We start from the raw sequence: 25356 nt of genomic DNA on the forward strand, positions 1-25356 counted from the left end.
TCCAATACGAATCAATTTGCCAAAAATATTGTATTGCTTGAGCACTTATGATCTGCTGCGACGATGCCGAAAGGCATTTTTTTATGGTGATCAGAGGCTGGCAAATCTCGTAAATTTCGAGGTGCCCTTAAAGCGTTGCTTGCAGAGTTCTTTTTGCCTTTTGTTCTGTTGCATGATTCTTGCCCAGCTTTGTTGCTAAAAAACATCAGCAACAGAGACAAAGAAACTGCCGATGGGATCGACAATATTCCCAAATAAGAGCTAATTCCGTATTGGATAATTGGATAAGTGCTGACAGCATCCCACAGTGTTGAGCCTGCCATTAGGCTTGACGTATTTCGACAGCTTTGATCGAATTCCTGGGATGCACATGTTTTGCCCCTGAGGCTTGTCCCACTTGGCCAAAAGAATTCTCTCAGGCGACTACCAATTCCTTCATCCCGTGCGCTAACAGTTCTTCTGTTTGGTGTTTGAAACGCAATCTCTTGAGAGTCGCTATCATACCTTGCTTTTATTTTGTCTGCAGCTTCTCTTATGTAGCGGAGGTCTGGCGAGGTATCAATCCATTTGACAAGCGTGAGCGGAGAGAGTTCTACTACTGAACTGTCCTTGGAAGCCTCAGCCATGATCGTCACATTATTTCAGCACCTTAGCATCTCTAGCTGCCTGAGGCTATCGTTAGATATGTTTTGCTCGCAATTCTGGGATGCTTGACGGGATCTTGTTCATTGCCTTCGTTGCCCTGGTGGGATTTGCCGTGGTTCAGGTAGTGCTCTGGTTTGGTGTCTGACACTCTGCTATCTGTGCTAGGCATTGAGGCATAGGCATTCAAAACTGCTTTGCCTCTGTGGAGTGCTTGAGGTATCGTGCGCCTTATGGCAAAGCAAGTTCGTCTGACCCTCGCCAAGGCAATCGCCAAGGCAAATCTGCGTCGTGCGGAAGCGGGTGAGAAGGCAATCACGATGAACGCTCTGGCGGTTGCGGCAGGGGTGGCAGCAACCACAATCACCCGACTGGCACGGAACGATCAGAAGGCGGCATCCGCCCTGTCTCTGGATCTGGCATCCAAGATTGTGACGGTTCTGGATTGTGGGATTGAGGATCTGTTGGAGGTGGTTGAGGCGTAGTTCTCAATGAAAGAATGAATCAGTCCACCATTTTGCTTACAGCAGATATTTGTCATAGAAGATTCTCCACCCTAATTCTGTTGCCTCCTCGGAGAGTTCTTCTAATAGGTCGATGGTATCGTCAATCTCCAAACCCTGCCTGAACTCTGTGACTCCGCCTACGCAAAGTTCCTTGGGCAAGTCCATCGCGGCAAACTCCTTGGTTAGATGTAACGCAACCTGCTCAACTGCCCAGCAAAGTGCCCTCGGCATCTCTTTCGTCCACCAAACTTCTGTGTAGTCGCCTCGGGAACGCTTTTCTAAGTCGAACGCAATACCGATCTTCTCGCATGTTTGTGCCACTTCTACGAAGTAGAGGAGACTAGTTCTGTTGGCATATTCGGGATCTTCGGCATATGCTCGGTGCCCCTCGTTATGGAAATTGAGCGGACTCTGCTCTCGCATAAGACAACCGCAACTCCTTGTATTGCCAAACTTAACCATCGATACAGTGCTTATTGTTCTATTCCCACAGTCACAAAGAAACTCCCACTGTCTTTTTGCCTTGCCATTAGGGAACCTTGCGCCAACAACTGGTTTGATTGCGACTAGGCGCCCAAAGCGTTGCCCGCATATATCTATTGCGTGCCGTGCCGTAATTGCCTCTGCTATGCCGCACCCGCAACTAGTAGTATTCCCAGAGCGGAGACGATTTCCTTCTACAACTGTCTTTTCCCCGCAGTCGCATTGGCACAACCACATTAGGCGTGAACCGTGATCACCCCCTTTCCCTGCGGGACTGATTATGAGCAACTTCCCGTACCTTGTGCCTGCCACCTCAATTATTGACCGTCGCTCTGACAGTTGCTCTTTATGTAGGCAACCACATGATCTTGTTGTCCCTCTTATCAGAAGTTCCGTGATCACCCACTTTTCGTTTCCACAATCACATTTGCACAACCACGCTGCCGCTTCATTCCTGCTGCCCTTTCTGCGCTCTATCGCAACTAGTCGACCGAAGCGTTGATCTTTTAAATCAAGTGCCTTGGGCATTGAATCCTCTCGATGCTTCTAAACTCCGCACACCCTGGGACTGAGTATCCATCATTCAATTACAGGGTTTCCCGATGGTGCTCCTATCAGGGGGCAGCACCTCCAGCAGCAGATCCCCCAGATCCTCATCGCTTGCTTCGGATGTGCTGATGGTCGCTGAGTCAGTCACTGGGTCTGGTCGCTTCCGCCCATTCTCGCCTGCTGGACTGGGTTTTGCCCGTTATGCGGTGTGTGCATAGTTTCAGCGGATGCCTGTGGGAACACTGTGAGCAGTCGCTCCAGATCCGATGACCACCCTGACCACCGCTGCTCTTGCTACGGAGGTTCTTGAAGGCACCCTGCTGACGCTGGAGCAGATGACCACACGCCTCACCGTGCTCGCCCTGAATGCCTCAAGGAACCAAGAGCAGTCCCCAACAGTGCGGATACTCCTGGGTGACCTGCTGGCGGATATTCAGGCGTGTGAGGAGCAGTTGGGGACTTATGCCGCTATGGACGCCTGACACCTCTTGGTCCGCTGGTGCTGCCTGAACGTCCAGTGGTTGCCCTTTACGACCATTCCGCAATGCTCACAGGTGCTTGTGGGGACTTCTTTGATCCAGTTGGCGGGTCGTTCTCCCACCAGTTCCCGCCTGGATGGGTCTATGTCCCTTCCTTGCTGATAGCGGGTCAGGGCAGGGGCAGTCGTGACAAACCCAGTCTCCAGGCATCGGAACAGCAGGGACTGCCCGCGAAGGTTTTGGAGTTTGCGGGAAGGGACGCTCACTTCCTTGTGCCTGCTCTCGTGTCGATTGTCCCGTGCTCTGCCCGTTTTGCTTGATGGGTCAGTGAGCGAGGACTTGACCTCAACCCCTCGTCGCAACTAGTACAGGTGTTCTTACCTTGCTGCTGTGACCGCCTCTGCCGCTTTGACCCACCCAGAGGAGTGGGATGACCTGGAGTGGGATGTCCTGAAACCATCCCGCACGGGGTCTGTCTGCATCACCTGCCAGCACTTCCGCTACGAGGTTGGCAGGCACTGCGTCACCCTGCTGACCTGTCCGATTCACCAAGGTCTGATTCCTCAGGGGGAGCATCTGACCAAGCGGTGCTCTCAGTGGGTGGCACGGCAGGAGGTGCGGCAGGGGTGGTGTCCTGAGGGTGGGTGAGGTGCCTTGCTTACGGAAAGAATCCGCTTCTGCCAATGGATTTGAGAAAAAAGGATCGACTTGAACGTATCGAGTTTCAGTTGAGCACTGGGAATTACGTCTGTCTCCTCCGTAAGCGTTCCGTAAGCGTCACCCAGTCACCCCTCAGAACCCCTCCAGCGCAACGGGTTTGCCTCTACGTCGTGTAATCGGCGTTGATGCGGACATATTGATCCGATAGGTCGCAGCCCCAGGCCACGCCTGAGCCGGATCCGGCGCCCACCACAAGGCGGATCAGCACCGGGTCGTTGCGGAGGTAGCCGCTGGCGGCGGCGCGATCGAAGGCCAGGGGCTGGCCGGCGGCCATCAGCTGGTGCTCGCCCAGCCACAGGACGACGGCGCCGGGATCAAAGGGCACACCGGCGCGGCCGGCGGCGGCCACGATCCGGCCCCAGTTGGGGTCGTGGCCGTGCACGGCGCACTTCACCAGCGACGAACCGCACACAGTGCGGGCGATGGCGCGGGCGCCGGCGTCATCGGCCGTGCCCTCCACCTGCATCTCGATCAAACAGGTGGCGCCCTCGCCGTCACGGGCGATCGCCTTGGCCAGGTGTTGCGACACCGCCGTCAGGCCGGCCTCCAGCGCCTCGAAGTGCTCGGGGCTTAAGCGCTCGCCGGCTGCAAAGGCCAGGAACGTGTCGTTGGTGCTGGTGTCGCCGTCCACCGTGATCGCATTGAACGAGCGTTCCACCGCCCGCTTCACCATCGCCTGCCACACATCCGCCGGCACGCCGGCATCACAGGTGAGGGTGCCGAGCATCGTGGCCATGGTGGGGTGGATCATCCCCGACCCCTTGGCCATGCCGCCGATGCGCACCGTGCGGCCGCCGAGATCGGCCTCCAGGGCGATCTGCTTGTCAGTCAGATCGGTGGTGAGAATCGCCAGGGCCGCCGCCCCGCCACCCTCCGGGCTGAGGGCCGCCACCAGCGGATCCAGGCCCGCCAGCAGGGTGGGCATCGGGATCGGCACGCCGATCACGCCGGTGGAGCAGATCAGCACGGCCCCGGCGGCCAGCCCCAGGCGCTCGGCCACCGAGGCGGTGGCGGTGAGGCTGTCAGCCAGGCCGTGCTCTCCGGTGCAGGCATTGGCCTGGCCGGAATTGGTGAGCACGGCGCGGGCGTGGCCGCCGCTGATCGCCAGGCGCTCGGCGCAGAGGTCCACGCAGGCCGCCCGCACCAGGGAGGTGGTGAAGGTGCCGGCGCATACGGCGCCCTCGGGGGCCAGCAGCAGGGAGAGGTCGGGCTTGCCGGAGGCCTTCAGCCCCGCCGTGATCCCCGCCGCGAGGAAGCCTCTGGGGGCCGTGATGCCGCCGGGAATGGGGTGCCAGGGGTGGGTCAAGGCGCTGCGGCCACTGGCTGCATCCTGAACCACACTGATGCGATGGCCTCCACCCCCCAGCGCCGCATCGGCCTCACCGGCGGCATCGCCAGTGGCAAAAGCAGCGTTGGCCAGCTGTTGGCGGCGAGGGGGCTGCCGGTGCTGGATGCCGATGTCTATGCCCGCGAGGCGCTGGCACCCGGGAGCCCGGGGGCGCAGGCGGTGCTGGCGCGCTACGGCACGCTCGATCGCGCCGCACTGGGGCGGATCGTGTTTGCCGATGGGGCCGAGCGGCAGTGGCTGGAGCAGCTGGTGCATCCGCTGGTGCGGGCGCGCTTTGCGGCCGAGCTGGAGCGCCTCGCTGCGGCACCGGTGGTGGTGCTGATGATTCCGCTGCTGTTTGAGGCGGGCCTCGAAGCGCTCTGCAGCGAGGTGTGGCTGGTGGACTGCGAGGAGGCCCAGCAGCTGGCACGGCTGATGGCGCGCGATCAGCTCAGCGAAGCTGACGCCCGCGCGCGGATCGCCGCCCAATGGCCCCAGGCGCGCAAACGGGGGCTGGCGGATGTGGTGCTCAACAACCGCGTTGGGCCGCAGCAGCTGGAGCAGGAGGTGGAGCGGGCGCTCAACCCTTGAGCTTCTGGCTGAGGATCTGGTTGGCGAGCTTGGGATCGGCCTTGCCGCCGGTTTGCTTCATCAGCTGGCCGACAAAAAAACCCTGCAGCTTGGTTTTGCCGCCGCGGAAGGCCTCCACCTCCTCGGGGTGGGCCGCCAGCAGCGCCTCCACGATCGCCGTGATCGCCGCCGGGTCGCTGATCATGCCCAGCCCCCGCTGCTCCACGATCGCCTTGGCAGAACCGCCCCGCTCCAGCAGCTCCGGCAGGATCTCCTTGGCGATCTTGCCGCTGATCACACCGCCCTCGATCAGCTGCACCATCTCCGCCAGCTGATCGGGCCGGAGGGGCAACTCCGCGATCGGGAGCTTGTTGGCGTTCACATATGCTGCAATGTCGCCGGTAACCCAATTGGAAACGGCTTTGGCTTCGGCCCCGGCCGCCACGGCCGCCTCGAAGTACTCCGCCATCGGGCGTTCATCGGTGAGCACCCGGGCGTCGTAGATCGACAGCCCCAGCTGATCGGCGTAGCGGTGGCGCTTGGCGGCCGGCAGCTCCGGCAGCTCGGCGCGCCAGGCCTCGCGCTGCGCGGGGCTCACCTCGATCGGGCCCAGATCCGGGTCGGGGAAATAGCGGTAGTCGCTGGCACCCTCCTTGGAGCGCATGCTCTTGGTGAGCTGCTTGCCCTCATCCCAGAGGCGGGTTTCCTGCACCACCGGCTCGCCGGCCTCATAGGCCTTGATCTGGCGCTGAATCTCGAAATCGATCGCCTTCTGGATGGCGGAAAACGAGTTCATGTTCTTGATCTCCACCTTCGTGCCGAAGGGGGCATCAGGGCCACGCCGCACAGAGATGTTCACATCGCAGCGCAGGGAGCCCTCCTGCATGTTGCCGTCGCTCACACCCAGGTAGCGCATGATCCGGCGGATCTCCGAGGCGTATTCCGCGGCTTCGCGGCCGGTGCGCAGATCCGGCTTGCTGACGATCTCAGCCAGGGCCACACCAGCGCGGTTGTAGTCCACCAGCGAATGGGTGGAGCCAGCCAGGCGATCGCTGCCGGCGTGCACCAACTTGCCGGCGTCCTCCTCCATGTGCAGGCGCTCAATGCCGATGCGCTTGAGATAGGTGTCCTTGCCTTTTTCGGCCACCTCCACTTCGATCCAGCCGTCTTCGGCGATCGGCTCGTCGTATTGGGAGATCTGGTAGTTCTTGGGCAGGTCGGGATAGAAATATTGCTTGCGGTCGAATTTGCTGTGTTCAGCGATGTGGAGGTTGAGGGCCAGGCCCGCCTTCACCGCATACTCAAGCACCTTCTGATTCAGCACCGGCAAGGTGCCTGGCAGGCCGCACACCACCGGATCGATGTGGGTGTTGGGGTCGTCGCCGAAGCACGTGGAGGCGCCGCTGAAGATCTTGCTGGCGGTGCCCAGCTGCACGTGGGTCTCCAGGCCGATCACGGCTTCCCAAGGAGCCTGCTGGGATGTGGCTCGTGATGCTGGGGCTGCTGCCGCGCCTGCCATGGCCTGTATCAATGCCTCAGCCGATCCTATGGGGAGCCCCTGGACGCCGGCTTGACGGGGCGAGGGGGCTCCGGGGCGGGTCGTGATTGACGCTGGTTAGCTAAGCTAAAACTAAGTCCAGAAGTTTCTGCGGCCATGGCCTACCCGCCATTCCCCCCTGAGCCAACACCAAGCAACCGGCCCCAGCTGGTGAATGTGCATGAGGCCAAAACCCAGCTCTCGCGCCTTCTGCTCCAGGTGGAGCAGGGCGAGGAGATCTGGATCGCCAGAGCAGGCAAGCCGGTCGCCCGCCTCAGCGCCTGGGTACCAAGCCCCAGCGCCGCCCACGCACCAGGCGCCATGCGCCACGCCATTGCCATCGCCGCCAACTTCGACGCACCGCTGCAATGAAACGCCTGCTGCTCGACACCCAGGTGCTGCTCTGGTGGCTGGCGGACGACCCGCGCCTACCGGCCTGGGCCATCGCCGCCGTGCAGGCGCCGGGGGCCGAGGTGTTCGTGAGCCAGGTGAGCCTCTGGGAACTGGCCCTCAAGCAACGCCAAGGCCGGGTGCAGCTCGACCTGGCCCGCCTGGAGCAGGAGGTGACCCGTCAGCACTTCCACTGGCTGCCCCTGCTCAATGAGCACCTGCTGGCCTTGGCCGAGCTGGATAGCAGCGCCGCCCCCAGCGACCTCTTCGACCAGCTGCTGCTCGTGCAAAGCCGCCAGGAACCACTGCTACTCATCACCGCTGACGCTGCCCTGCGCTCCTGCGGGGCCACGGTGCTGGGGCTGGAGCCAGCGGCGCCAGCCCAGCCATGACTGCAGCCAAGGGGGCAACCATCACGGTGCTGGGGGGCGGCCTGATGGGCCTGGCCCTGGCCCACCAGCTGGCCCGCCGCGACGAGGCGGTGCTGGTGCTGAGCCGCCGCCGCAGTGAAGCCGCGGGCTTCGTGGCAGCGGGGATGCTGGCGCCCCACGCCGAAGGGCTCAGCGGCGACCTGCTGGCCCTGGGCCAGGCGAGCCTGGCGCGCATTCCCGCCTGGGTGGCGCAGATCGAAGCCGACAGCGGCCTGCGCTGCGGCCTGCGGCCCTGCGGCATCGTGGTGCCCTTCCCCAGCGCCGCGGAACGCGACGCCTACCCCACCGCCGCCTGGGGTGAAGCCCTGAATCGCCGCGGCCTGGAACAGGAGGTGCCCGGCATCGGCCCAAGCTGGCAGGCCGGGCTGCTGTTTGCCCAAGACGGCCAGATCGACAACCGCCGCCAGTTGATGCGGGCCCTGGAGCGGGCCTGCGTGGAGCTGGGGGTGACCTTCCAGGAGGGCACCCAGGTGCTGGGCCTCGAGCGCGACGGGGCCGGCACTCTCCAGGCGGTGCACCTACGCAATGCCGAAGGCGACGCCCAGCGGCTGCCGGCCCAGCGGGCGGCGCTCGCCTGCGGCGCCTGGAGCGCCAAGCTATTGCCCGAGCTGCCGGTTGTGCCGGTGAAGGGCCAGATGCTGTCGCTGCAGGGGCCGCGCCAGGCCCTGGGCCGGGTGATTTTTGGCCCAGGCACCTATCTGGTGCCGCGGGAGGACGGACTGCTGGTGGTGGGGGCGACCAGTGAGGCCGAGGCGGGGTTCAGCGAGGGGCTGACGCCTGCGGGCCAGCGCCAGCTGCAGGACGGCATCGCCGACCTGCTGCCCGAAGCAAGTGCCTGGCCGCCGATGGAGCGCTGGTGGGGCTTCCGCCCCTGCACCCCCGACGAGGGGCCGCTGCTGGGGAGAAGTCCGATTGCGGGGCTATGGCTGGCCACCGGCCACCACCGCAACGGCGTGCTGCTAGCCGCCATCACCGCCGAGCTGGTGGCAGCGGCCATCAAGGGCGAAGTGTCGGCTGAAGCACACCGCCAACTGGACGCCTTCAGCTGGCGGCGCTTCTCGCCTTAGCGGCCTGGGCGCCTCAGCCCTCGACGCGCCAGGTCTGATCGGCGGGGGTCCAATCGCTCAGCTCGGAGGGCTGGAACCAGAGGCCGATTTCGAAGGCGGCGGTTTCGGGGGCGTCGGAGCCGTGGATCACGTTGCGGCCGATGTTCACGGCCAGATCGCCGCGGATGGTGCCGGGCTCAGCCTCGAGCGGCTTGGTGGCACCGATCAGTTTGCGGGCGCTGGCGATCACGCCGTCGCCCTCCCACACCATCGCCACCACCGGGCCGGAGGTGATGAACTCCACCAGGCCGGCGAAGAAGGGGCGCTCGCGGTGCACGCCGTAGTGGCTTTCGGCCAGCTCACGGCTGGGGGTGAGCTGCTTGAGGCCCACCAGCTTGAAGCCCTTGCGCTCGAAGCGCCCCAGGATTTCGCCCACCAGGCCGCGCTGAACGCCGTCGGGCTTGATGGCAATGAAGGAGCGTTCGGTGGCCACAGGGTGCAAAAGCAAAGGTGGCGTCATCGTGTGCGGCAGGCCTGCCGCTTGGCAAGCACCCACGCTTCTGACTAGGGTCAGATGACTATGGGCTGAATGGATGCCGGGAGCCACCCCGCCCCGCTGGATCTCCAAATCCCAGTTCAAGGCCCATGCGCTGGCGCTGTTCCGCGACATCGAGACCAGTGGTCAACCGCTGGTGGTGACCGATCACGGCCGGCCGGCACTGGAGGTTCGCCCCTATCGCCCCGCCCCCAACCAAGCGTCCGACCCCCTGCAGCTCCTGCAGGGGGCAGTGCTGCACTACGACGACCCCTTCGCGCCCGTCGCCGAAGGCGATTGGGATGCGCTGGCGTGATCCTGCTCGACACCCATGCCCTGATCTGGTGGGTGAATGGCGATCTGGATCGCCTATCCCCCGCCGCCAAAGCGGCCATCGACGACGCCGGCACTAACCCGCTGGAGCCGGGCCTGCTGGTGTCGGCCATCAGCTGCTGGGAGGTGGCCATGCTGGTGAGTCGCGGGCGGCTTGCCCTCAGCATCAGTTGCGAGCGCTGGCTTGAGCTGCTGGGCTCGATCCCTGCACTCAGGCTGCTCCCCCTGGAGCCCCGGGTGGCCGTGGCCGCCACCAACCTTCCCGAACCCTTTCATCCCGATCCCGCCGACCGGTTCCTGGTGGCCCAGGCCCGCGAGCTGGCGATCCCCCTGGTGAGTGCAGACTCCAAAATCAGGACCTACCCCCACGTGCAGACCCTCTGGTGACCCTGACGAACAGCGACACCTGGACTGCTGCCGACAGCGCCGCCCTCTACGGGTTGGATCGCTGGGGTGATCCCTACTTCTCGGCGAGCGATCGCGGCCACGTGATGGTGCAGCCCCGCGGCGACCGCGGCGGCTCCCTCGATCTGGTGGAGCTGGTGCAGGAATTGCAGGGCCGCGACCTGTCGCTGCCGCTGCTGATCCGCTTCGACGACATCCTCGAAGACCGGCTGGAGCGGATCCACGGCGCCTTCGAACGCGCCATCGCTCAATACGGCTACGGCGGCCGCTACCAGGGCGTGTTTCCGGTGAAGTGCAACCAGCAGCGCCACGTGGTGGAGGAACTGGTGGCCTGCGGCAAGCGCTGGCATTTCGGCCTCGAGGCCGGCAGCAAGGCGGAGCTGCTGATTGCCCTCTCGCTGATTGACGACCCCGAGGCGCTGCTGATCTGCAACGGCTACAAGGACCAGCGCTACATCGAGACGGCGATCCTGGCGCGGCGGCTGGGCCGCCAGCCGGTGGTGGTGATCGAGCAGGCCGACGAGGTGGAGCGGATCATCGCCGCCAGCCAGGAGCTGGGCGCCGCTCCCCTGATCGGCATCCGCGCCAAGCTCTCAGCCCGCAGCACCGGCCGCTGGGGCAGCTCGGTGGGCGAAAGGGCCAAATTCGGGCTGTCGGTGCCCAACCTGCTCGCCACGGTGCAGGCGCTGCGGGCCGCCAACCTGCTCGGCGAGCTGCGGCTGCTGCACTTCCACGTGGGCAGCCAGATCAACGACATCGCCGTGCTCAAGGACGCCCTGCAGGAAGCCGGCCAGATCTACGGCGAGCTCACCCGGCTGGGGGCGCCGATGGGCTATCTGGATGTGGGCGGCGGCCTGGGCATCGACTACGACGGCAGCCGCACCGCCAGCGCTGCCTCCACCAACTACTCCCTGCAGAACTACGCCAACGACGTGGTGGCGACGGTAAAGGAGTGCTGCGCGCCCCACGGCATTCCCGTGCCCACCCTGGTGAGCGAAAGCGGCCGCGCCATCGCCAGCCATTTCTCGGTGCTGGTGTTTGACGTGCTCGGCGCCGGCAGCCTGCCCGGAGCCGTGCCGCCGCGACAGAACGACGAAGCGCTGATCCTGCGCAACCTGCGCGACACCTACGCCGCGATCACGGCAACTGAGGTCGCGGTGGAAGCCAGCGTTGAGGCGCTGCAGGAGGCCTGGAACGACGCCCTCAAGTTCAAGGACGACGCCCTGGCCGCCTTCCGCCTCGGCTACCTGGGCCTGCCGGAGCGGGGCCTGGCCGAGCAGCTCACCTGGGCCTGCTGCCAAGCCATCGCCGAGCGGCTGGCCCTGCTGCCGGCCGAAGCCGTGATCCCCGAGGAGCTGCGCGCCCTGCCGGCGGCCCTGGCCTCCACCTACTACGCCAACCTCTCGGTGTTCCGCTCGGCCCCCGACACCTGGGCCATCGACCAGCTGTTTCCGGTGCTGCCGATCCACCGGCTCGACGAACGGCCGCAGAGCCTGGGCAGCTTCGCCGACCTCACCTGCGATTCCGACGGCAAGATCGCCCGCTTCATTGATCCGGCCGGGCGCTCCGGGCGGGGCCAGGTGAAACCGCTGCTCGAGCTGCACAGCCTGCGCGCCGGCGAGCCCTACTGGATCGGGATGTTCCTCGGCGGGGCTTACCAGGAGGTGATGGGCAACCTGCACAACCTGTTCGGCAGCACCAACGCCGTGCACCTGCGGCTCAAGGCCAGCGGTGGCTACCAGCTCGACCACGTGGTGCGGGGCGACACCAACGCCGAGGTGCTGGAGGCGATGGAGCACAACCCGGAGCTGCTGCTGGAGCGGCTGCGGGTGGCCAGCGAAGAGGCGATCGGCCGCGGCCAGCTGCGCATCAGCGACGCCCGCCGCCTGATGGCCCACCTGGAGGCCAGCCTGCGCCAGACCACCTACCTGCAGAGCTAACGGGCGCAGAAGCGGGCCTGGAGGCTGAGGCGGTCCGTTTGTCCGGGGAGCTCGGCCGGATCAAAGGGGGGAACCGACCCATCCGCCAGCGCCATCGCCCGCAGCGGCACCGGTCGTGCCCCGCCATCGAGCTGCACCTCCAAGGGCTGAACCACCCGCAACCCCATGGCAGCCGCCACATCCTGGGCCTGCTGGAGCGCGTCCTGATAGGCCGCCCGCAACAACTGGCGGCGGGCGGAGCGGTCGCCGGCCCCATCGGCCTCAGGAGCCACGGGGGACAGACGCACGCCGGGCAAACCCCCCACCTGCCGCACCAGCGGCTGCAGCAGGGCAGGGGCCAGCTGGCCCGACACCTGGAGGCTGGCCTGAACCAGCTCAGGCAGACCCCGGCTTGCCGGCCGTTTCCAGGTGGACGGCGAGGTGACCTGCAGGTTGCTCACCTGCAGAGCCTGGAGACGGCGGCGAACCTCAGCCAAACGCCGTTGCAGGCTGGCGAGGGCCGCATCGCTGCTGGGCTCCTCCGCTTCCAGCGCCAAGGAGAAGCGCAGCCGCTGGGTGGGGCGCTTCAACTCGGCACTGCCGCGGGCTTCCACCACAGCGCCGCCACAGGAGAGCTGGATCTGGGCCTGGGCCCATCCCGGCAGGGGAACCTAGGCCAACACAGCGGGCAGCCACCAGACCACACTCCGGCCCATCGGTCCTCTGCGCCTACAAACAACAGCTTGGCTGGCGCATCAACTGATCAGCCACATCATGCGGCGTTTGGGTGGGATCCACCCAGGCACTGCAGCGGTTGGAGTCGCCGTCGCACCAGCCCTCCAGCTGCAGCCGGCTGCCCAGCAGCACCAGCTGGAAGGTCCAGTCGCGGCGGGCATGAATCACAAAGGTGCTGGCCATGGCGCAGCTCCTCACAGCACGAACTGACCCCACAGTTCCCACGCTGTGCCGCCACGCCAGCCGGCGGGAGCAGTTCCCCAGCTGGCCGCTCAGCTCAGCTTCGCCTCCAGCTCTGCGCGCGCCTGCGCCAGCGCCCCATCCAGGGCTGCGCCATCGCGCCCACCAGCCTGGGCCAGGTTGGGCCGGCCGCCGCCGCCGCCGCCGCAGGCTTTCGCCACCCCACCGATGAAGGCGCCGGCCTTCGGGCCGGCGGCGATCACCGCCTTGCCGAAGGCCGCCACCAGGATCACCTTGGCCAGATCCCCGGGATCGGGCAGACCGCCCAGCACCACCGCCGCCCCATCGCCAAGCTGGTCGGCCAGGCCCTGCGCTGCCGCCTGCAGCCCGGCGCCCTCCACGCCATCGAGGCGGGCCACCATCAGCTGGAAGGGAACGCCACCGGCGCCAGCCCCCACCGCTTGGGCCTGGGCCACAAGCGCTGCGGCCTTGGCCGCCGCCAGCTCAGCGCACGCTGCCGCCAGGGCCTTCTGCGTGGCCTTGAGCTCGTCGGCCAGCTGGCCCACCCGCTCCACGATCTCGCCGGGCTGGGCCTTGAAGCGCTCGGCCAAGGGCTTCACCACCGCCTCGCGCTCCTTCAGGTAGGCCAGCACCGCCGGGCCCGCCACCGCCTCAATGCGGCGGATGCCGGCGGCCACGCCGCTCTCGGCCACGATCTTGAACAGGCCGATCTCGGCGGTGTTGGCCACGTGGGTGCCGCCGCAGAGCTCCATCGACACGCCGGGCACGTCCACCACCCGCACCACATCGGCGTACTTCTCACCGAACATCGCCACGGCGCCGGCGGCCTTGGCCTGCTCGATCGCCATCTCCGCCACCTGCAGGGTGTGGGCCTCGCTGATCCAGCCGTTGATCAGGGCCTCGATCTGCTCGAGCTCTGCGGGGTTCACGGCGCGGGGGCAGTGGAAGTCGAAGCGCAGGCGGTCGAAATCCACCAGCGAGCCGGCCTGGCCGATGCCGGGATCCACCACCTGCTTGAGCGCCGCCTGCAGCAGGTGGGTGGCCGTGTGGTTGGCCTGGGCGCGGCGACGGCAGGCCCGATCCACCTGGGCATTGAGCAGATCGCCCACCGCCAGGCTGCCGCGCTCCACCCGGCCGCTGTGCACAAACACCGAGCGGTTGCGCGAGACCGCTTCGATGCTCACGATCACGCCGTCGCCGCCGGTGCCGGTGCCGCTCAGCACGCCGCGATCGCCCACCTGGCCGCCGCCCTCGCCATAGAAGGGGGTGGAATCGAGCACCAGCTGCACGCTGTCGCCGGCCACCGCGCGCTCCGCCGGTTCGCCGTTCACCACCAGGGCCAGCACGCAGCTGGGGTGCTCCAGGGCCTCGTAGCCCTTGAAGGCGGTGGCCTCGGCGGCGGCGGCCACCTGATCAATCGCCTCCTGCAGGGTGAGGTCGATGCTCACCGCCGCGGCCTTAGCTCGCTGGCGTTGGGCCTCCATCGCCGCCTCAAAGCCCGCCAGATCCACCGTGAGGCCGTGCTCCTCAGCGATCTCCTCGGTGAGCTCCAGCGGGAAGCCGTAGGTGTCGTAGAGCTCGAAGGCCTGGGCGCCGCTGATCTGGCGGGGCTTCGCCGCCAGCACATCCGCCAGCAGCTTCTCGCCCCGCTCCAGGGTTTCCAGGAAGCGGGCCTCCTCGCGCGCCAGCTCCGCCAGGATCACCTCGCGGCGCTCCACGAGCTGGGGGTAGGCGTCCTGCATCAAGGCGATCGACGCCTCGCCCATCGCCGTCAGAAACGGCTTGTCGATGCCGAGGAGCCGTCCGTGGCGCACGACGCGGCGCAACAGCCGGCGCAGGATGTAACCGCGGCCGAGATTAGAGGCCGTCACGCCGTCGCAGATCAGCTGGGTGATGGCGCGGCTGTGGTCGCCGATCACCTTGAGAGAGGTTTGGCCCTTGTCGTCGAGGGTGCGGTAGTCGACCCCCGCCAACCCCGCCGCCGTTTCGATCAGCGGATAGATCAGATCGGTTTCGTAATTGTTCGGCACCGCCTGCAGGATCTGGGCCATGCGCTCGAGGCCCATGCCGGTGTCGATGTTGCGATTGGCCAGCGGCGTGAGGGTGCCCTCCGCGTCGCGGTTGTACTGCATGAACACCAGGTTGTAGAACTCGATGAAACGGCTGTCGTCCTCCAGATCGATGCCGTCGTTGCCGAGCTCGGGCTTGAAGTCGTAGTAGATCTCCGAGCAGGGGCCGCAGGGGCCGGTCGGGCCTGAGGCCCAGAAGTTGTCGGCCTCATCCATGCGGATGATGCGCTTGGGGTTCACGCCCACCACGTCACGCCAGATCGCTTCGGCCTCGTCGTCTTCGCGGAAGACGCTCACCACGAGGTTGTTCGGCGAGAGCCCGAACACCCCGGTGCTCAGCTCCCAGGCCCACTGGATCGCCTGCTCCTTGAAGTAGTCGCCGAAAGAGAAGTTGCCGAGCATCTCGAAAAACGTGTGATGCCGCGCCGTGCGGCCCACGTTTTCGATGTCGTTGGTGCGGATGCACTTCTGAGAGCTGGTGGCCCGCGGCGCCGGCCGCGCCTGCTGCCCCAGAAACACCGGCTTGAAGGGCAGCATGCCGGCGATGGTGAGCAGCACCGTGGGGTCGTCGGGAATCAGTGAGGCGCTGGCCATCGGCTTGTGGCCCCGCTGCTCGTAGAAGTCGAGGAAGGCCGCGCGGATCTCGGCGCCGCTCTTGGGCAGTCCGGTGCGGGGATTGGCGGCCATGGCGGAGCAAAACAACCCTGAGCAGGGCATGATCGCCCAGCACTGGTCCGCGCCCGATCCCTGTGTCTGTGGCCGAAAGCGAGCCCCGCGCCCAGCTGCGGCTGCAATCGATCGGCTGGGCCCTGGCCGCAGGAGCCGTGGCCGGCTTGCTTGAGCTGCTGGCCACCGGGCTCGGTCCTGAGCTGAGCACCACCCTCGATCCCGCCTTGCGCTCGGCCGGTTGCGGCTTTTTCTATGGCCTGCTGGCCTTTCACCTGCAGCGGGTCGACCCCGATGACAGCCATCTGCAGGCCGGTTTGGTGGGCGCCGTGTGTGGCATCCGCAGCCTCGGCAGCCCCCTGGAGCTCGTCGCAACCCTGCCCACTGGGCTGATGGGCCTGTCAACTGTGATGATGGAGTTGATTCGCGGGTGGCTGCCCCTCTGGCTGCCGCTGATCGGCAGCGCCCTGGTGCTGCATTCAGCGCAGCGCCTGGCCCCACGCCTCCTGCCCGCCCGACGGCCTTGAGGCCGGCTTCATGAGTCTGCTGCACGCCACCTGGCTGTTTCCCCCCGAGGGTTCGGGTGGCCGCCTGTTTCTGTGGGCTGACACCTGGCGTGTGGCCACCCCCGCCGTGCCCAAGCTCGAGGCCCCCGAGCACCCCCTGGCCCTCAACGAAGACGATCTGGCCACCTGGCTCGACGACAACGGCCTCTGGACCGAGGCCCTGCGTCCGGCCCGGGCCACCCTGAGCCTGCCCAGCCGCAGCCAGGCCGCCAAGGGCCGCCGCACCAGCGCCAGCAGCTGGAGCGGCCTGCCGCTCCAGGCCGGTGAACCGATCCCGAAGCAGCTGGAGTGGTGGCCCTGGCAGGTGGAGGGCTGGGCCCTGGATTCGGCCAATGCGGGCGAATGGCTGAGCCAGCTGCCCCTGGCCGGCGAACACCCGGAGATGGCCGATGAGCTGCGCTGGTGGAGCCACCTGCAGCGCTGGGCCCTGAGCCTGATTGCCCGGGGCCGCTGGCTGCCGCAGATCGACGAAGGCAAAGCCCGCTGGCTGCCGCTGCTCAACCGGGAAGACGACCGCCGCCGCCTGGAAGACCTGGCTAGCGGCCTGCCCCAGGTGGCCACCTGCGCCCTGGCCGCCGGACCGCTGGGCGACCCGGCCCTGGCCTGCCGGCGCCCCGGCAGCGGCCGGCTGCGGGTGGCCAGCCTGCTGGAGGCCCTGCTCGATGGCCAGCTGCGGGCGGGCTTCAGCCCCAGCGCCGAAGGCCTCGATCCGCTGCTGGCGGCCTGGCAGAAGGCCCTGGGCAAGGGCGACGGCAGCCTCAACCTGGGCGAGGAAGAGCTGGAGCGCCTCAGCATCGCCACCCACCACTGGCGCGAGGGCGTGGCGGGCAAGGTGGAGCCGGCCCGCACCTGCCTGGAGCTGTTCACCCCCGCCGAAGGCGAGGAGCTCTGGGAGCTGCGCTTCGGCTTGCAGGCCGAGGCCGACCCGAGCCTGCGGGTGCCGGCGGCCGCCGTGTGGGCCGCCGGCGATCGGGGCCTGCAGATGGGCGAGATCGCCGTGCCCCAGCCCAGCGAGCTGCTGCTGGAGGGCATGGGCCGGGCCTTAACGGTGTTTGAACCAATCGAGCGGGGCCTGGATTCGGCCACCCCCGAGGCGATGCAGCTCACCCCGGCCGAGGCCTTCGTGCTGGTGCGCACCGGCGCGTCCCAGCTGCGGGACGTGGGCGTGGGCGTGGTGCTGCCCGCCAGCCTCTCCGGCGGCCTGGCGAGCCGGCTGGGCCTGGCGATCACGGCCGAGCTGCCGGAGAAATCGCGCGGCTTCACCTTGGGCGAATCGCTCAGCTTCAGCTGGGAATTCATGATCGGTGGGGTCACCCTCACCCTTCGCGATCTGGAGCGCCTGCAGGCCAAGCGCAGCCCGCTGGTGCAGCACAAGGGCGCCTGGATCGAGCTGCGCCCCGCCGACCTGCGCAACGCCGAGCGGTTCTGCGGCGCCGATCCAGGCCTCAGCCTCGACGATGCCCTGCGGCTCACCGCCAGCGACGGCGACACCTTCCACCGGCTGCCGGTGCACCGCTTCGACGCCGGTCCGCGGCTGCTGGCGGTGCTGGAGCAGTACCACCAGCAGAAGGCCCCCGATCCCCTACCCGCACCGCCGGGCTTCTCCGGGCAATTGCGGCCCTACCAGGAGCGGGGCCTGGGCTGGCTGGCCTTCCTGCACCGCTTCGACCAGGGCGCCTGCCTGGCCGACGACATGGGCCTGGGCAAAACGATCCAGTTGCTGGCCTTCCTGCAACACCTCAAGGCCGAAGAGGAACTGAAGCGGCCGGTGCTGCTGGTGGCGCCTACCTCGGTGCTCACCAACTGGAAGCGGGAGGCCCATGGCTTCACGCCGGAGCTCTCGGTGCGGGAGCACTACGGCCCGCGCCGTCCGTCCAGCCCCGAAGCCCTCAAAAAAGCCCTCAAGGGAGTCGATCTGGTGCTCACCAGCTATGGCCTGCTGCAGCGCGACAGCGAACTGCTGGAGAGCGTCGACTGGCAGGGGATGGTGATCGACGAGGCCCAGGCGATCAAGAACCCCAGCGCCAAGCAGAGCCAGGCGGCCCGCGACCTGGCACGCCCCGGCCGGCTCAGCAAAGGCGGCAGCCGCTTCCGGATCGCCCTGACCGGCACGCCGGTGGAAAACCGCGTCAGCGAGCTGTGGGCGCTGATGGACTTCCTCAACCCCAAGGTGCTGGGCGACGAGCCCTTCTTCCGCCAGCGCTACCGGCTGCCGATCGAGCGCTACGGCGACATGGCCTCGATGCGCGACCTCAAAGCCCGCGTCGGGCCCTTCATCCTGCGGCGCCTCAAAACCGATAAGTCGATCATTTCCGACCTGCCGGAGAAGGTGGAGCTGCACGAGTGGGTGGGCCTGGCCCCCGAGCAGAAGAAGCTCTACAACCGCACCGTCGACGAGAGCCTCGACGCCATCGCTCGGGCACCCCTGGGCCAGAAGCACGGCCAGGTGCTGGCCCTGCTCACCAAGCTCAAGCAGATCTGCAACCACCCGGCCCTGGCGCTCAAGGAAGACGCCGACGCCGTGCTCGCCGCCGGCAACGGCAGCTTCAGCAGCCGCAGCGCCAAGCTGCAGCGGCTCGAAGAGATCCTCGAAGAGGTGATCGAAGCAGGCGACCGGGCGCTGCTGTTCACCCAGTTCGCCGAATGGGGCCTGCTGCTCCAGGCCCACCTGCAGCGCAAATGGCGCCAGGAGGTGCCGTTCCTGTATGGCAGCACCAGCAAAACCGAACGCCAGGCGATGGTCGACCGCTTCCAGGACGACCCCCGCGGCCCCCAGCTGTTTCTGCTGTCACTCAAGGCCGGCGGCGTCGGCCTCAACCTCACCCGCGCCAGCCACGTGTTCCACATCGACCGCTGGTGGAACCCGGCCGTGGAAAACCAGGCCACCGACCGCGCCTACCGCATCGGCCAGCAGAACCGGGTGCTGGTGCACAAGTTCATCACCAGCGGCTCGGTGGAGGAGAAGATCGACCGCATGATCCAGGAGAAGTCGAAGCTGGCCGAGGAGATCGTCGGCTCCGGCGAAGACTGGCTCGGCGGCCTCGATGTGGGCCAGCTCAAAGACCTGGTCAGCCTCAGTGAGGAGGATTGAGGCGATGGCGGCGCTACCTGGCTGGCCTACAGCAACTGCACGATCTGTTCAGCATCAAGCTGGAGGAGAGCAGGTGATGCCAAACAACCCATTTGTGTCTGTGAAACAGGCTGTTGCACAAACCCAAAACGCTCCCCACCACAACAGCGCGCACCCGGCGCCAACAAGCCACGGGCTCAGCGAGCGCACGGCGACCGAGATCCGCCGCTGTCTGCAGGAGCAGTTTCCCCAATTGCACTGGGTGAAGCTCTACGGCTCACGGGCCATGGGCAAGCATTGGGCTGGCTCCGACATCGACCTGGCCTTCAGCGCCGACGCGGATTGCAGTGCTGCTCTGCGCGAGCACATCGAGCGCATCGGCATCCCCTTCCCATGACGATCACCCCGAGCCCCTACGCCAGCGGCGCCATCGCCACCCAACTGGGCGACCAGGGCCTGGCCCAGCAGCCCTGGTGGGTGGAGCAGTGGATGGAGCTGATCAACTCCTACCGCTACAAGAAGCGGCTGGAGCGCGCCTGGGAGTACGCCCGCTCCAGCAATGTCACCTCGATCCGCTTCGAGGGCCGGCGGGTGCATGCCCGGGTGCAGGGCACCGGCGAGGAGCCCTACAAGGTGAAGCTCTGGCTCGACGTGCTCAACGACGACGACTGGGGCTACGTGCTCGATGCCCTCACCCAGAAGGCCCGCTGGTCGGCCCAGCTGCTGGCCGGCGTCATGCCCCAGGACATCGAGCGCGCCTTCGCCGCCAGCGGCAAGCGCCTGTTCCCGTTCAAGTTGCAGGAGGTGCGCAGCGAGTGCAGCTGCCCCGACAAGGCCAACCCCTGCAAGCACGTCAGCGCTGTGTACTACCTGATGGGCGATCGCTTCAGCGAAGACCCCTTTGTGCTGTTCCAGATGCGCGGCCGCACCCGGGCCCAGCTGCTGGCCGACCTGGCCAAACGGCGGCGCAGGGCGTTGGCGAAACAGGCCAGGCAGGCTGCAGCCGCCAAGGGCTCGCAGCCGGTCGCCGAGGCCGTTACGCACCCGGTGCATGCCGCCATCAAGGACCCGAGCCGCTGGTGGCGCTACGGCGCAGCCCTGGATTCGGATCTGGTGGTGATCACCCCGGCCCTGGAGGGCGACACCGGCCTCGATGCCGCCGGGCCCCTGCCCCTGGCCGAAGAGCCCCGCTTCCCCGAGGCCAATCTCCACTTCCTGGAGCACCTCAAGGCCCACGGCCAGCAGATCGCCGCCCTGGCCATGGCCAAGGCGATGGGCCCCGTCAACGGTGATGACGGCTGAATCCCTGGAATCACCCCCATGGCTGGCGCCGGACGCCATAGCCCTGGCCGGCCGGCTGGTGTCCAGCCACCAGCAGGCCTTCGCCGCGCCGCTGATCGCCGGGCTGGCGGCCGATGCCTCGCCCCAGCTGCTGGCCCAGGAGCTGTTCGCCGCCGAGGTGGTGGTGCTGGCCCACGACGGCGCCGACCCCGCCGCCGATCCCGGCCCCCGGCTCACCTACGCCAACCGCGCCGCCCTGCGGCTGTGGCAGCGGTCCTGGGCCGCGATGGTGGGCATGCCGTCGCGGCTTACCGCGGAGCCGGCCGAGCGGGCCAGCCGCAGCCAGGCCCTGGTGGAGGCCCAGGCCCAGCACGCCCTGACGGGCTACCGAGGCATTCGCATCGACAGCCAGGGCCGCCGCTTCCAGATCGACGGCGCCCGCCTCTGGACCCTGCGCGACAGCAGCGGCCAACCCTGCGGCCAGGCGGCGGCCTTCAGCCGCTGGTGGCAACTCGCTGGTGGCACCTAGGGGGCTGCCGGTTGCCCGCACCAACCCGTGGTGCCAACCGAACAGGGCCGTGAGGGCCGTACCCGGCAGGGCGGTCTGCACCCTGTTGGCGCCCAGCAGGCCGCAGCACATTGGCGGTGTTCCGGAGAACCTCCGATGCTCACCATTCGCCAATCCCCCTTCGATCTGCTCCGCAGCGACCTGCTCGAAGCCGATCTGTTCAAGACCCTTGAGCGTCAGCTCAACAACGCCGACATGCAGAAGGCCGCGCGGGTTCCCGCCGCCGAGGTGCACGACGGCCCCGAGGCCTACACCATCGCCTTGGAACTGCCGGGGGTCGACAAGGCCTCGATCGACGTCAAGGCCACCGACCGCACCCTGGTGATCAGCGCCGAACGGCGCCAGCCCACCCAGAGCGAGCCAGACCAGGCCCAGCCGGCCCCCCTGATCAGCGAGATCCGCTACGGCACCTGGAGCCGCAGCTTCCGCTTCCCCGGCGGCATCAACCGCGATGGCCTCGAAGCCCACTACCGCGACGGCGTGCTCACCATCACGGCCCCGAAGGCCCAAACCCAAACCACCGTGCAGGTGCACGTGGAGGGTTGAACGGGCGGGGGCCCGACCACCGGCAGGAGACACGAGACCCCAGGCCCGGCCCCGTGCCGGGCCTTTTTTTGAGCGAAGCTTCCTACAGTTATTCCACTTGCTGATGGATCCATGGCTGGTGCCGTCGCGGCCAAACCCCGGCTCACCCTGCAGTGCGAGGCGATCGGGCCCGACACCACCACGATCCGCTCGCTCGACTGGGATCGCAGCCGCTTCGACATCGAATTCGGCCTGCGCAACGGCACCACCTACAACAGCTTTCTGGTGCGGGGCGAGCGCACTGCCCTGATCGACACCAGCCACCTCAAATTTGAAAGCAGCTGGCTGCCGCTGCTGCAGGAGCAGATCGATCCGAAGGCGATCGATCACCTGATCGTGTCCCACACCGAGCCCGACCACTCCGGCCTGATCGGCCACCTGCTCGATCTGAATCCGAACATCGAGATCGTCGCCTCGAAGGTGGCGATCCAGTTTCTGGAGGATCAGGTGCACCGCCCGTTCAAGAGCCGGGCGGTGAAGAGCGGCGAGGAGCTGGATCTGGGCACCAACCCCGCCAGTGGCGTGGCGCACCGCTTCGAGTTTCTGAGCGCGCCGAATCTGCACTGGCCCGACACGATCTTCTCGTTCGACCACGGCACCGGCATCCTTTACACCTGCGATGCCTTCGGCCTGCACTACTGCTCCGACGACGTCTTTGATGAGGATCCGGGGGCGATCGCGCCCGATTTCCGCTTCTACTACGACTGCCTGATGGGCCCCAACGCCCGCAGCGTGCTGCAGGCGATGAAGCGCATGGCTGCCCTGCCGGCGATCACCACCGTGGCCGTGGGCCATGGGCCCCTGCTGCGCCGCCACCTGGGCCTGTGGCTGGACGACTACCGCTCCTGGAGTGAAGGCCGCAGCAGCACCGAGGCCTATGCCGCCGTCTGCTACCTGAGCCAATACGGCTTCTGCGATCGCCTCAGCCAGGCGATCGCCCGCGGCATCGGCAAGGCCGGCGCCCAGGTGCAGCTGGTGGATCTGCGCGCCACCGACCCCCAGGAGCTCAGCGCCCTGGTGGGCGAGGCCAGCGCCGTAGTGGTGCCCACCTGGCCCACCAACCCCGATGCCGAGCTGCAGGCCTCGATCGGCACCCTGCTGGCCGCCCTCAAGCCGAAGCAGTGGGTGGGCAGCTACGACGCCTTCGGCGGCGACGATGAGCCGATCGACACGGTGGCCAACCAGCTGCGCAGCCTCGGCCAGAAGACCGCCTTTGAACCGCTGCGCATCCGCCAGGTGCCAGGCGGCCCGGATTATCAACGCTGCGAGGAAGCCGGCACCGACCTGGGCCAGTTGCTCACCAAGGCGAAGACGATCGCCGCCATGAAGGCCCTCGATGGCGATCTCGACAAGGCGCTCGGACGGCTCAGCGGTGGCCTCTATGTGGTGACCGCCCGCCAGGACACACCCGAAGGCAGCCGCAGCTCGGCCATGGTGGCCAGCTGGGTGAGCCAGGCCAGCTTCGAACCGCCCGGCCTCACCGTGGCCGTGGCCAAAGACCGCGCCATCGAAGCGCTGCTGCAGGTGGGCGACCGCTTCGTGCTCAACATCCTGCGGGAGGACAACCACCAGGAGTTGCTGCGCCACTTCCTCAAGCGCTTCCCGCCCGGGGCCGATCGCTTCGCCGGCATAGCCACCCTCGAAGGCGCCGCCGCCGGCGGTCCGGTGCTGGGCGATGCCCTGGCCTACCTGGGCTGCCGCGTGACGCAGCGGATGGAAGGGCCTGATCACTGGATCATCTACGCCGAAGTGGAGCAGGGCAACGTGGCCGACACCGAGGCCAGCACCGCCGTGCACCACCGCAAAGTGGGGAACCACTACTGATGGGCAGTTCGGCCGACCCCAGCAGCGCCCGACGCGTCATCCAGCTGCCCCTCGAGCCTGGCCTGATCTGCCTCAAGGGGCTCAGCCCCACCCGGCTGCGCTTTGAGGTGGAGTACGGCCTGGAGCGGGGCACCACCGCCAACAGCTTCCTGTTTCCGGCAGCGGCGCTGCTGGTGCACCCTCCCGGTGCCTCGTTCGCCGAGCCCTTCCTGACGGAGCTGGCCGCCCTGGTTCCCAGCGACGCCCCACTCAAGGTGGTGGTGGGCGATGTCAACCCCAACCGGGTGGCCCTGCTGCATCAGCTGGCGGCCCGCTGGCCCAACACGCTGCTGGTGAGCTCCAACGCCGGCGCCCGCCTGCTGGAGGAGCTCTGGAGCCAGCAAAAACCCTCCAAACCTGCCGAGGGCGGCAGCCCCAACGACGCCCCCCCGGCGGCGATCCCGCCACCCCCGCCGGCCCTGCCACCGATCGAGGTGGTGAAACAGGAGACCAGCCAAGCCCTGGGCGATGGCCACGTGCTGCGCCTGATGCCCACGCCCACCCCCCGCTGGCCCGGGGGGCTGATGGCCTTTGAGGAAACCACGGGCCTGCTGATGAGCGGCAAATTTTTTGCCGCCCACCTCTGCAGCGAGAGCTTCGCTGAAGCCAACCGCAGCAGCAGCGAGGAAGACCGCCGCTACTTCTACGACTGCCTGATGGCCCCGATGGCCCGGCAGGTGGACGCGGTGGTGGAACGGCTCGAAGAGCTCGACATCCGCACGATCGCCCCCGGCCACGGACCGGCGATCAGCGAGAGCTGGCGCAGCCTGCTCAACGACTACCACCGCTGGGGGGCGAGCCAGGAGCGGGCGCGGCTGTCGGTGGCGCTGCTGTTTGCCAGCGCCTATGGCAACACCGCCGCCATCGCCGACGGCCTGGCCCAGGGGGTGGGTCGCACCGGCGTGCGGGTGGAGAGCATCAACTGTGAATTCACGCCGCCCGAGCAGCTGCTGGCGGCGATCCGCTCCTGCGACGCGATCCTGATCGGCTCGCCCACCCTCGGCGGCCATGCCCCCACACCGATCGTCTCGGCCCTGGGCACAGTTTTAGCCGAGGGCGACCGCAGCAAGCCGGTGGGCGTGTTCGGCAGCTTCGGCTGGAGCGGCGAAGCCCTGGATCTGCTGGAGAGCAAGCTGCGCGATGGCGGCTTCCGCTTTGCCTTCGAGCCGATCAAGGTGAAATTCAGCCCGGATGCGGCCACCCTCAAAACCATCGAGGAAACCGGCACCGCCCTCGGCCGCCAGCTGCAGGCCGAGCAGCGCAAGGCCCAACGGCGCAGCGCCAGCGGCGGCCTCAGCGAAAGCCGCAGCAACCCTGCCGTGCAGGCCCTGGGCCGGGTGGTGGGCTCCCTGTGCGTGCTCACCACCAGCAAAGGGGAAGGCAGCGGCCGCCTCAGCAGCGCCATGGTGGCCAGCTGGGTGAGCCAGGCCAGCTTCTCGCCGCCGGGCTTCACCGTGGCCGTGGCCAAGGATCGGGCGGTGGAGGCGCTGCTCCACATCGGTGATCGCTTCGCCCTCAACGTGCTGGCCGCCGGGCGCGAAACCGGGCCGATGAAGCAGTTCCTGCAGCCCTTTGCGCCAGGGGCCGATCGCTTTGCCGGACTGGAGCTCGACGAGAGCCCCAGCGGCCAGCCGATCCTGCCGGAGGCCCTGGCCTGGCTCGAGGCCACGGTGCAGCAGCGAATGGAATGCGGCGACCACTGGCTGCTGTACGCCCAGGTAAGCCACGGGAGCGTGCTGGATGGCAGCGGCACCACGGCCGTGCACCAACGCCGCAGCGGCGCCAACTACTAACGGGTGCCAACGACTTGACAGGGCACCTGGGAACAGTTCCCCCTGGGCCTCGCTGAGTGCAACCTGCTCCATCCTCGGCCATACTTC

At 67.0% G+C, this 25356-nt stretch carries 25 protein-coding genes; 17 read left to right on the forward strand and 8 right to left on the reverse strand.

The genetic code is table 11. The features are described from left to right. Positions 1 to 11: 11 nt before the first annotated feature. The gene (locus KBY70_RS12570) at positions 12 to 626 is read right to left on the reverse strand and encodes a hypothetical protein (RefSeq protein ID WP_254988723.1); all 615 of its coding nucleotides are present in this window, start codon (positions 624 to 626) and stop codon (positions 12 to 14) included. Positions 627 to 875: 249 nt separating this feature from the next. Here KBY70_RS12570 and KBY70_RS12575 point away from each other — a divergent pair, with 249 nt between their 5' ends. Continuing rightward, positions 876 to 1127, forward strand: a complete 252-nt coding sequence (locus tag KBY70_RS12575; RefSeq protein ID WP_254988724.1) for a helix-turn-helix domain-containing protein — start codon at positions 876 to 878, stop codon at positions 1125 to 1127. 36 nt (positions 1128 to 1163) lie between these two features. Here the strand turns inward: KBY70_RS12575 and KBY70_RS12580 are convergent, their stop codons facing one another. Beyond that, a complete protein-coding gene (locus KBY70_RS12580) occupies positions 1164 to 1610 on the reverse strand; it encodes a hypothetical protein (RefSeq protein WP_254988725.1) in 447 nt (148 codons plus the stop codon). Positions 1611 to 2446: 836 nt separating this feature from the next. Between KBY70_RS12580 and KBY70_RS12585 the strand changes: the two genes are divergently transcribed. Beyond that, positions 2447 to 2662 (forward strand): hypothetical protein, encoded by a 216-nt coding sequence (locus KBY70_RS12585; protein ID WP_254988726.1) that lies wholly within the window; start codon positions 2447 to 2449, stop codon positions 2660 to 2662. 820 nt (positions 2663 to 3482) lie between these two features. On the opposite strand, the gene argJ is transcribed toward KBY70_RS12585, so the two are convergent. Then, positions 3483 to 4724, reverse strand: coding sequence for a bifunctional glutamate N-acetyltransferase/amino-acid acetyltransferase ArgJ (gene argJ, locus KBY70_RS12595; RefSeq protein WP_409996065.1), 1242 nt, complete (start codon positions 4722 to 4724; stop codon positions 3483 to 3485). A 3-nt stretch (positions 4725 to 4727) separates the two neighbouring features. Between argJ and coaE the strand changes: the two genes are divergently transcribed. Then, positions 4728 to 5297: a dephospho-CoA kinase gene (gene coaE / locus KBY70_RS12600; protein WP_254988729.1), complete on the forward strand. Its 570-nt coding sequence runs from the start codon at positions 4728 to 4730 to the stop codon at positions 5295 to 5297. On the opposite strand, the gene gatB is transcribed toward coaE, so the two are convergent. Continuing rightward, the gene (gatB, locus tag KBY70_RS12605; protein WP_254988730.1) at positions 5287 to 6795 is read right to left on the reverse strand and encodes an Asp-tRNA(Asn)/Glu-tRNA(Gln) amidotransferase subunit GatB; all 1509 of its coding nucleotides are present in this window, start codon (positions 6793 to 6795) and stop codon (positions 5287 to 5289) included. The genes coaE and gatB overlap by 11 nt on opposite strands. 135 nt (positions 6796 to 6930) lie before the next feature. Here gatB and KBY70_RS12610 point away from each other — a divergent pair, with 135 nt between their 5' ends. The 3 genes from KBY70_RS12610 to KBY70_RS12620 are packed head-to-tail and all read left to right on the forward strand — an operon-like array spanning position 6931 to position 8701. After that, a complete protein-coding gene (locus tag KBY70_RS12610) occupies positions 6931 to 7185 on the forward strand; it encodes a type II toxin-antitoxin system Phd/YefM family antitoxin (RefSeq protein ID WP_094561241.1) in 255 nt (84 codons plus the stop codon). Continuing rightward, entirely contained in the window at positions 7182 to 7595 is a 414-nt protein-coding gene (locus tag KBY70_RS12615; protein WP_094561242.1) for a type II toxin-antitoxin system VapC family toxin, read from the forward strand. The genes KBY70_RS12610 and KBY70_RS12615 overlap by 4 nt, the downstream gene beginning before the upstream one ends. Beyond that, on the forward strand, positions 7592 to 8701 hold the full coding sequence (locus KBY70_RS12620; protein ID WP_254988731.1) for an FAD-dependent oxidoreductase: 1110 nt from the start codon (positions 7592 to 7594) through the stop codon (positions 8699 to 8701). Before KBY70_RS12615 ends, KBY70_RS12620 begins: the two co-directional genes overlap by 4 nt. A 13-nt stretch (positions 8702 to 8714) precedes the next feature. Here the strand turns inward: KBY70_RS12620 and ndk are convergent, their stop codons facing one another. Beyond that, positions 8715 to 9173 carry a nucleoside-diphosphate kinase gene (ndk, locus tag KBY70_RS12625; protein ID WP_254988753.1) on the reverse strand — a complete coding sequence of 153 codons (459 nt, stop codon included), beginning with the start codon at positions 9171 to 9173 and terminating at the stop codon, positions 8715 to 8717. Between the two features lie 100 nt (positions 9174 to 9273). Between ndk and KBY70_RS12630 the strand changes: the two genes are divergently transcribed. The 3 genes from KBY70_RS12630 to speA are packed head-to-tail and all read left to right on the forward strand — an operon-like array spanning position 9274 to position 11893. Continuing rightward, positions 9274 to 9531, forward strand: a complete 258-nt coding sequence (locus KBY70_RS12630; protein WP_094561245.1) for a type II toxin-antitoxin system Phd/YefM family antitoxin — start codon at positions 9274 to 9276, stop codon at positions 9529 to 9531. Further along, positions 9528 to 9935: a type II toxin-antitoxin system VapC family toxin gene (locus KBY70_RS12635; RefSeq protein ID WP_094561246.1), complete on the forward strand. Its 408-nt coding sequence runs from the start codon at positions 9528 to 9530 to the stop codon at positions 9933 to 9935. Before KBY70_RS12630 ends, KBY70_RS12635 begins: the two co-directional genes overlap by 4 nt. Beyond that, complete coding sequence (gene speA / locus KBY70_RS12640; protein ID WP_254988754.1) at positions 9929 to 11893, forward strand: biosynthetic arginine decarboxylase; 1965 nt, start codon at positions 9929 to 9931, stop codon at positions 11891 to 11893. Before KBY70_RS12635 ends, speA begins: the two co-directional genes overlap by 7 nt. On the opposite strand, the gene KBY70_RS12645 is transcribed toward speA, so the two are convergent. The 3 genes from KBY70_RS12645 to alaS all read right to left on the reverse strand — a co-directional run bounded on the left by KBY70_RS12645 (position 11890) and on the right by alaS (position 15564). Further along, a complete protein-coding gene (locus KBY70_RS12645; protein ID WP_254988732.1) occupies positions 11890 to 12486 on the reverse strand; it encodes an SIMPL domain-containing protein in 597 nt (198 codons plus the stop codon). The two genes, speA and KBY70_RS12645, sit on opposite strands and share 4 nt — an antisense overlap. A gap of 115 nt (positions 12487 to 12601) precedes the next feature. After that, a complete protein-coding gene (locus KBY70_RS12650) occupies positions 12602 to 12790 on the reverse strand; it encodes a hypothetical protein (RefSeq protein WP_094561248.1) in 189 nt (62 codons plus the stop codon). A gap of 89 nt (positions 12791 to 12879) precedes the next feature. Beyond that, on the reverse strand, positions 12880 to 15564 hold the full coding sequence (alaS, locus tag KBY70_RS12655; protein ID WP_254988733.1) for an alanine--tRNA ligase: 2685 nt from the start codon (positions 15562 to 15564) through the stop codon (positions 12880 to 12882). 62 nt (positions 15565 to 15626) lie between these two features. On the opposite strand from alaS, the gene KBY70_RS12660 reads away from it, so the two are divergent. The 8 genes from KBY70_RS12660 (at position 15627) to KBY70_RS12695 (ending at position 25269) form a co-directional block, all read left to right on the forward strand. Further along, on the forward strand, positions 15627 to 16070 hold the full coding sequence (locus KBY70_RS12660) for a hypothetical protein (RefSeq protein ID WP_254988734.1): 444 nt from the start codon (positions 15627 to 15629) through the stop codon (positions 16068 to 16070). A gap of 10 nt (positions 16071 to 16080) precedes the next feature. Continuing rightward, on the forward strand, positions 16081 to 19200 hold the full coding sequence (locus KBY70_RS12665; protein ID WP_254988735.1) for a DEAD/DEAH box helicase: 3120 nt from the start codon (positions 16081 to 16083) through the stop codon (positions 19198 to 19200). A 94-nt stretch (positions 19201 to 19294) separates the two neighbouring features. Further along, positions 19295 to 19576, forward strand: a complete 282-nt coding sequence (locus tag KBY70_RS12670; RefSeq protein ID WP_254988736.1) for a nucleotidyltransferase domain-containing protein — start codon at positions 19295 to 19297, stop codon at positions 19574 to 19576. Further along, on the forward strand, positions 19573 to 20481 hold the full coding sequence (locus tag KBY70_RS12675) for an SWIM zinc finger family protein (RefSeq protein ID WP_254988737.1): 909 nt from the start codon (positions 19573 to 19575) through the stop codon (positions 20479 to 20481). The genes KBY70_RS12670 and KBY70_RS12675 overlap by 4 nt, the downstream gene beginning before the upstream one ends. Then, a complete protein-coding gene (locus tag KBY70_RS12680; protein WP_254988738.1) occupies positions 20471 to 20989 on the forward strand; it encodes an MEKHLA domain-containing protein in 519 nt (172 codons plus the stop codon). The genes KBY70_RS12675 and KBY70_RS12680 overlap by 11 nt, the downstream gene beginning before the upstream one ends. 135 nt (positions 20990 to 21124) lie before the next feature. Next, on the forward strand, positions 21125 to 21574 hold the full coding sequence (locus KBY70_RS12685; protein WP_094561255.1) for an Hsp20/alpha crystallin family protein: 450 nt from the start codon (positions 21125 to 21127) through the stop codon (positions 21572 to 21574). A 111-nt stretch (positions 21575 to 21685) separates the two neighbouring features. Continuing rightward, entirely contained in the window at positions 21686 to 23437 is a 1752-nt protein-coding gene (locus tag KBY70_RS12690; RefSeq protein WP_254988739.1) for a diflavin flavoprotein, read from the forward strand. Continuing rightward, a complete protein-coding gene (locus KBY70_RS12695; RefSeq protein ID WP_254988740.1) occupies positions 23437 to 25269 on the forward strand; it encodes a diflavin flavoprotein in 1833 nt (610 codons plus the stop codon). Before KBY70_RS12690 ends, KBY70_RS12695 begins: the two co-directional genes overlap by 1 nt. The last annotated feature ends 87 nt before the right edge of the window (positions 25270 to 25356 follow it).

The organism is Cyanobium sp. ATX 6E8 (assembly GCF_024346335.1).
Lineage (GTDB): Bacteria > Cyanobacteriota > Cyanobacteriia > PCC-6307 > Cyanobiaceae > Cyanobium_A.

What these genes read in the sequence shown, in the direction of transcription:
- KBY70_RS12575 (WP_254988724.1), top strand. Translation starts at nt 876, where the DNA reads ATGGCAAAGCAAGTTCGTCTGACCCTCGCCAAGGCAATCGCCAAGGCA.
- KBY70_RS12675 (WP_254988737.1), top strand. Translation starts at nt 19,573, where the DNA reads ATGACGATCACCCCGAGCCCCTACGCCAGCGGCGCCATCGCCACCCAA.
- coaE (WP_254988729.1), top strand. Translation starts at nt 4,728, where the DNA reads ATGGCCTCCACCCCCCAGCGCCGCATCGGCCTCACCGGCGGCATCGCC.
- KBY70_RS12630 (WP_094561245.1), top strand. Translation starts at nt 9,274, where the DNA reads ATGCCGGGAGCCACCCCGCCCCGCTGGATCTCCAAATCCCAGTTCAAG.
- KBY70_RS12695 (WP_254988740.1), top strand. Translation starts at nt 23,437, where the DNA reads ATGGGCAGTTCGGCCGACCCCAGCAGCGCCCGACGCGTCATCCAGCTG.
- KBY70_RS12620 (WP_254988731.1), top strand. Translation starts at nt 7,592, where the DNA reads ATGACTGCAGCCAAGGGGGCAACCATCACGGTGCTGGGGGGCGGCCTG.
- KBY70_RS12680 (WP_254988738.1), top strand. Translation starts at nt 20,471, where the DNA reads ATGACGGCTGAATCCCTGGAATCACCCCCATGGCTGGCGCCGGACGCC.
- KBY70_RS12570 (WP_254988723.1), bottom strand. Translation starts at nt 626, where the DNA reads ATGGCTGAGGCTTCCAAGGACAGTTCAGTAGTAGAACTCTCTCCGCTC.
- KBY70_RS12665 (WP_254988735.1), top strand. Translation starts at nt 16,081, where the DNA reads ATGAGTCTGCTGCACGCCACCTGGCTGTTTCCCCCCGAGGGTTCGGGT.
- KBY70_RS12580 (WP_254988725.1), bottom strand. Translation starts at nt 1,610, where the DNA reads ATGGTTAAGTTTGGCAATACAAGGAGTTGCGGTTGTCTTATGCGAGAG.
- KBY70_RS12615 (WP_094561242.1), top strand. Translation starts at nt 7,182, where the DNA reads ATGAAACGCCTGCTGCTCGACACCCAGGTGCTGCTCTGGTGGCTGGCG.
- KBY70_RS12585 (WP_254988726.1), top strand. Translation starts at nt 2,447, where the DNA reads ATGACCACCCTGACCACCGCTGCTCTTGCTACGGAGGTTCTTGAAGGC.
- KBY70_RS12685 (WP_094561255.1), top strand. Translation starts at nt 21,125, where the DNA reads ATGCTCACCATTCGCCAATCCCCCTTCGATCTGCTCCGCAGCGACCTG.
- gatB (WP_254988730.1), bottom strand. Translation starts at nt 6,795, where the DNA reads ATGGCAGGCGCGGCAGCAGCCCCAGCATCACGAGCCACATCCCAGCAG.
- KBY70_RS12610 (WP_094561241.1), top strand. Translation starts at nt 6,931, where the DNA reads ATGGCCTACCCGCCATTCCCCCCTGAGCCAACACCAAGCAACCGGCCC.
- alaS (WP_254988733.1), bottom strand. Translation starts at nt 15,564, where the DNA reads ATGGCCGCCAATCCCCGCACCGGACTGCCCAAGAGCGGCGCCGAGATC.
- KBY70_RS12650 (WP_094561248.1), bottom strand. Translation starts at nt 12,790, where the DNA reads ATGGCCAGCACCTTTGTGATTCATGCCCGCCGCGACTGGACCTTCCAG.
- KBY70_RS12690 (WP_254988739.1), top strand. Translation starts at nt 21,686, where the DNA reads ATGGCTGGTGCCGTCGCGGCCAAACCCCGGCTCACCCTGCAGTGCGAG.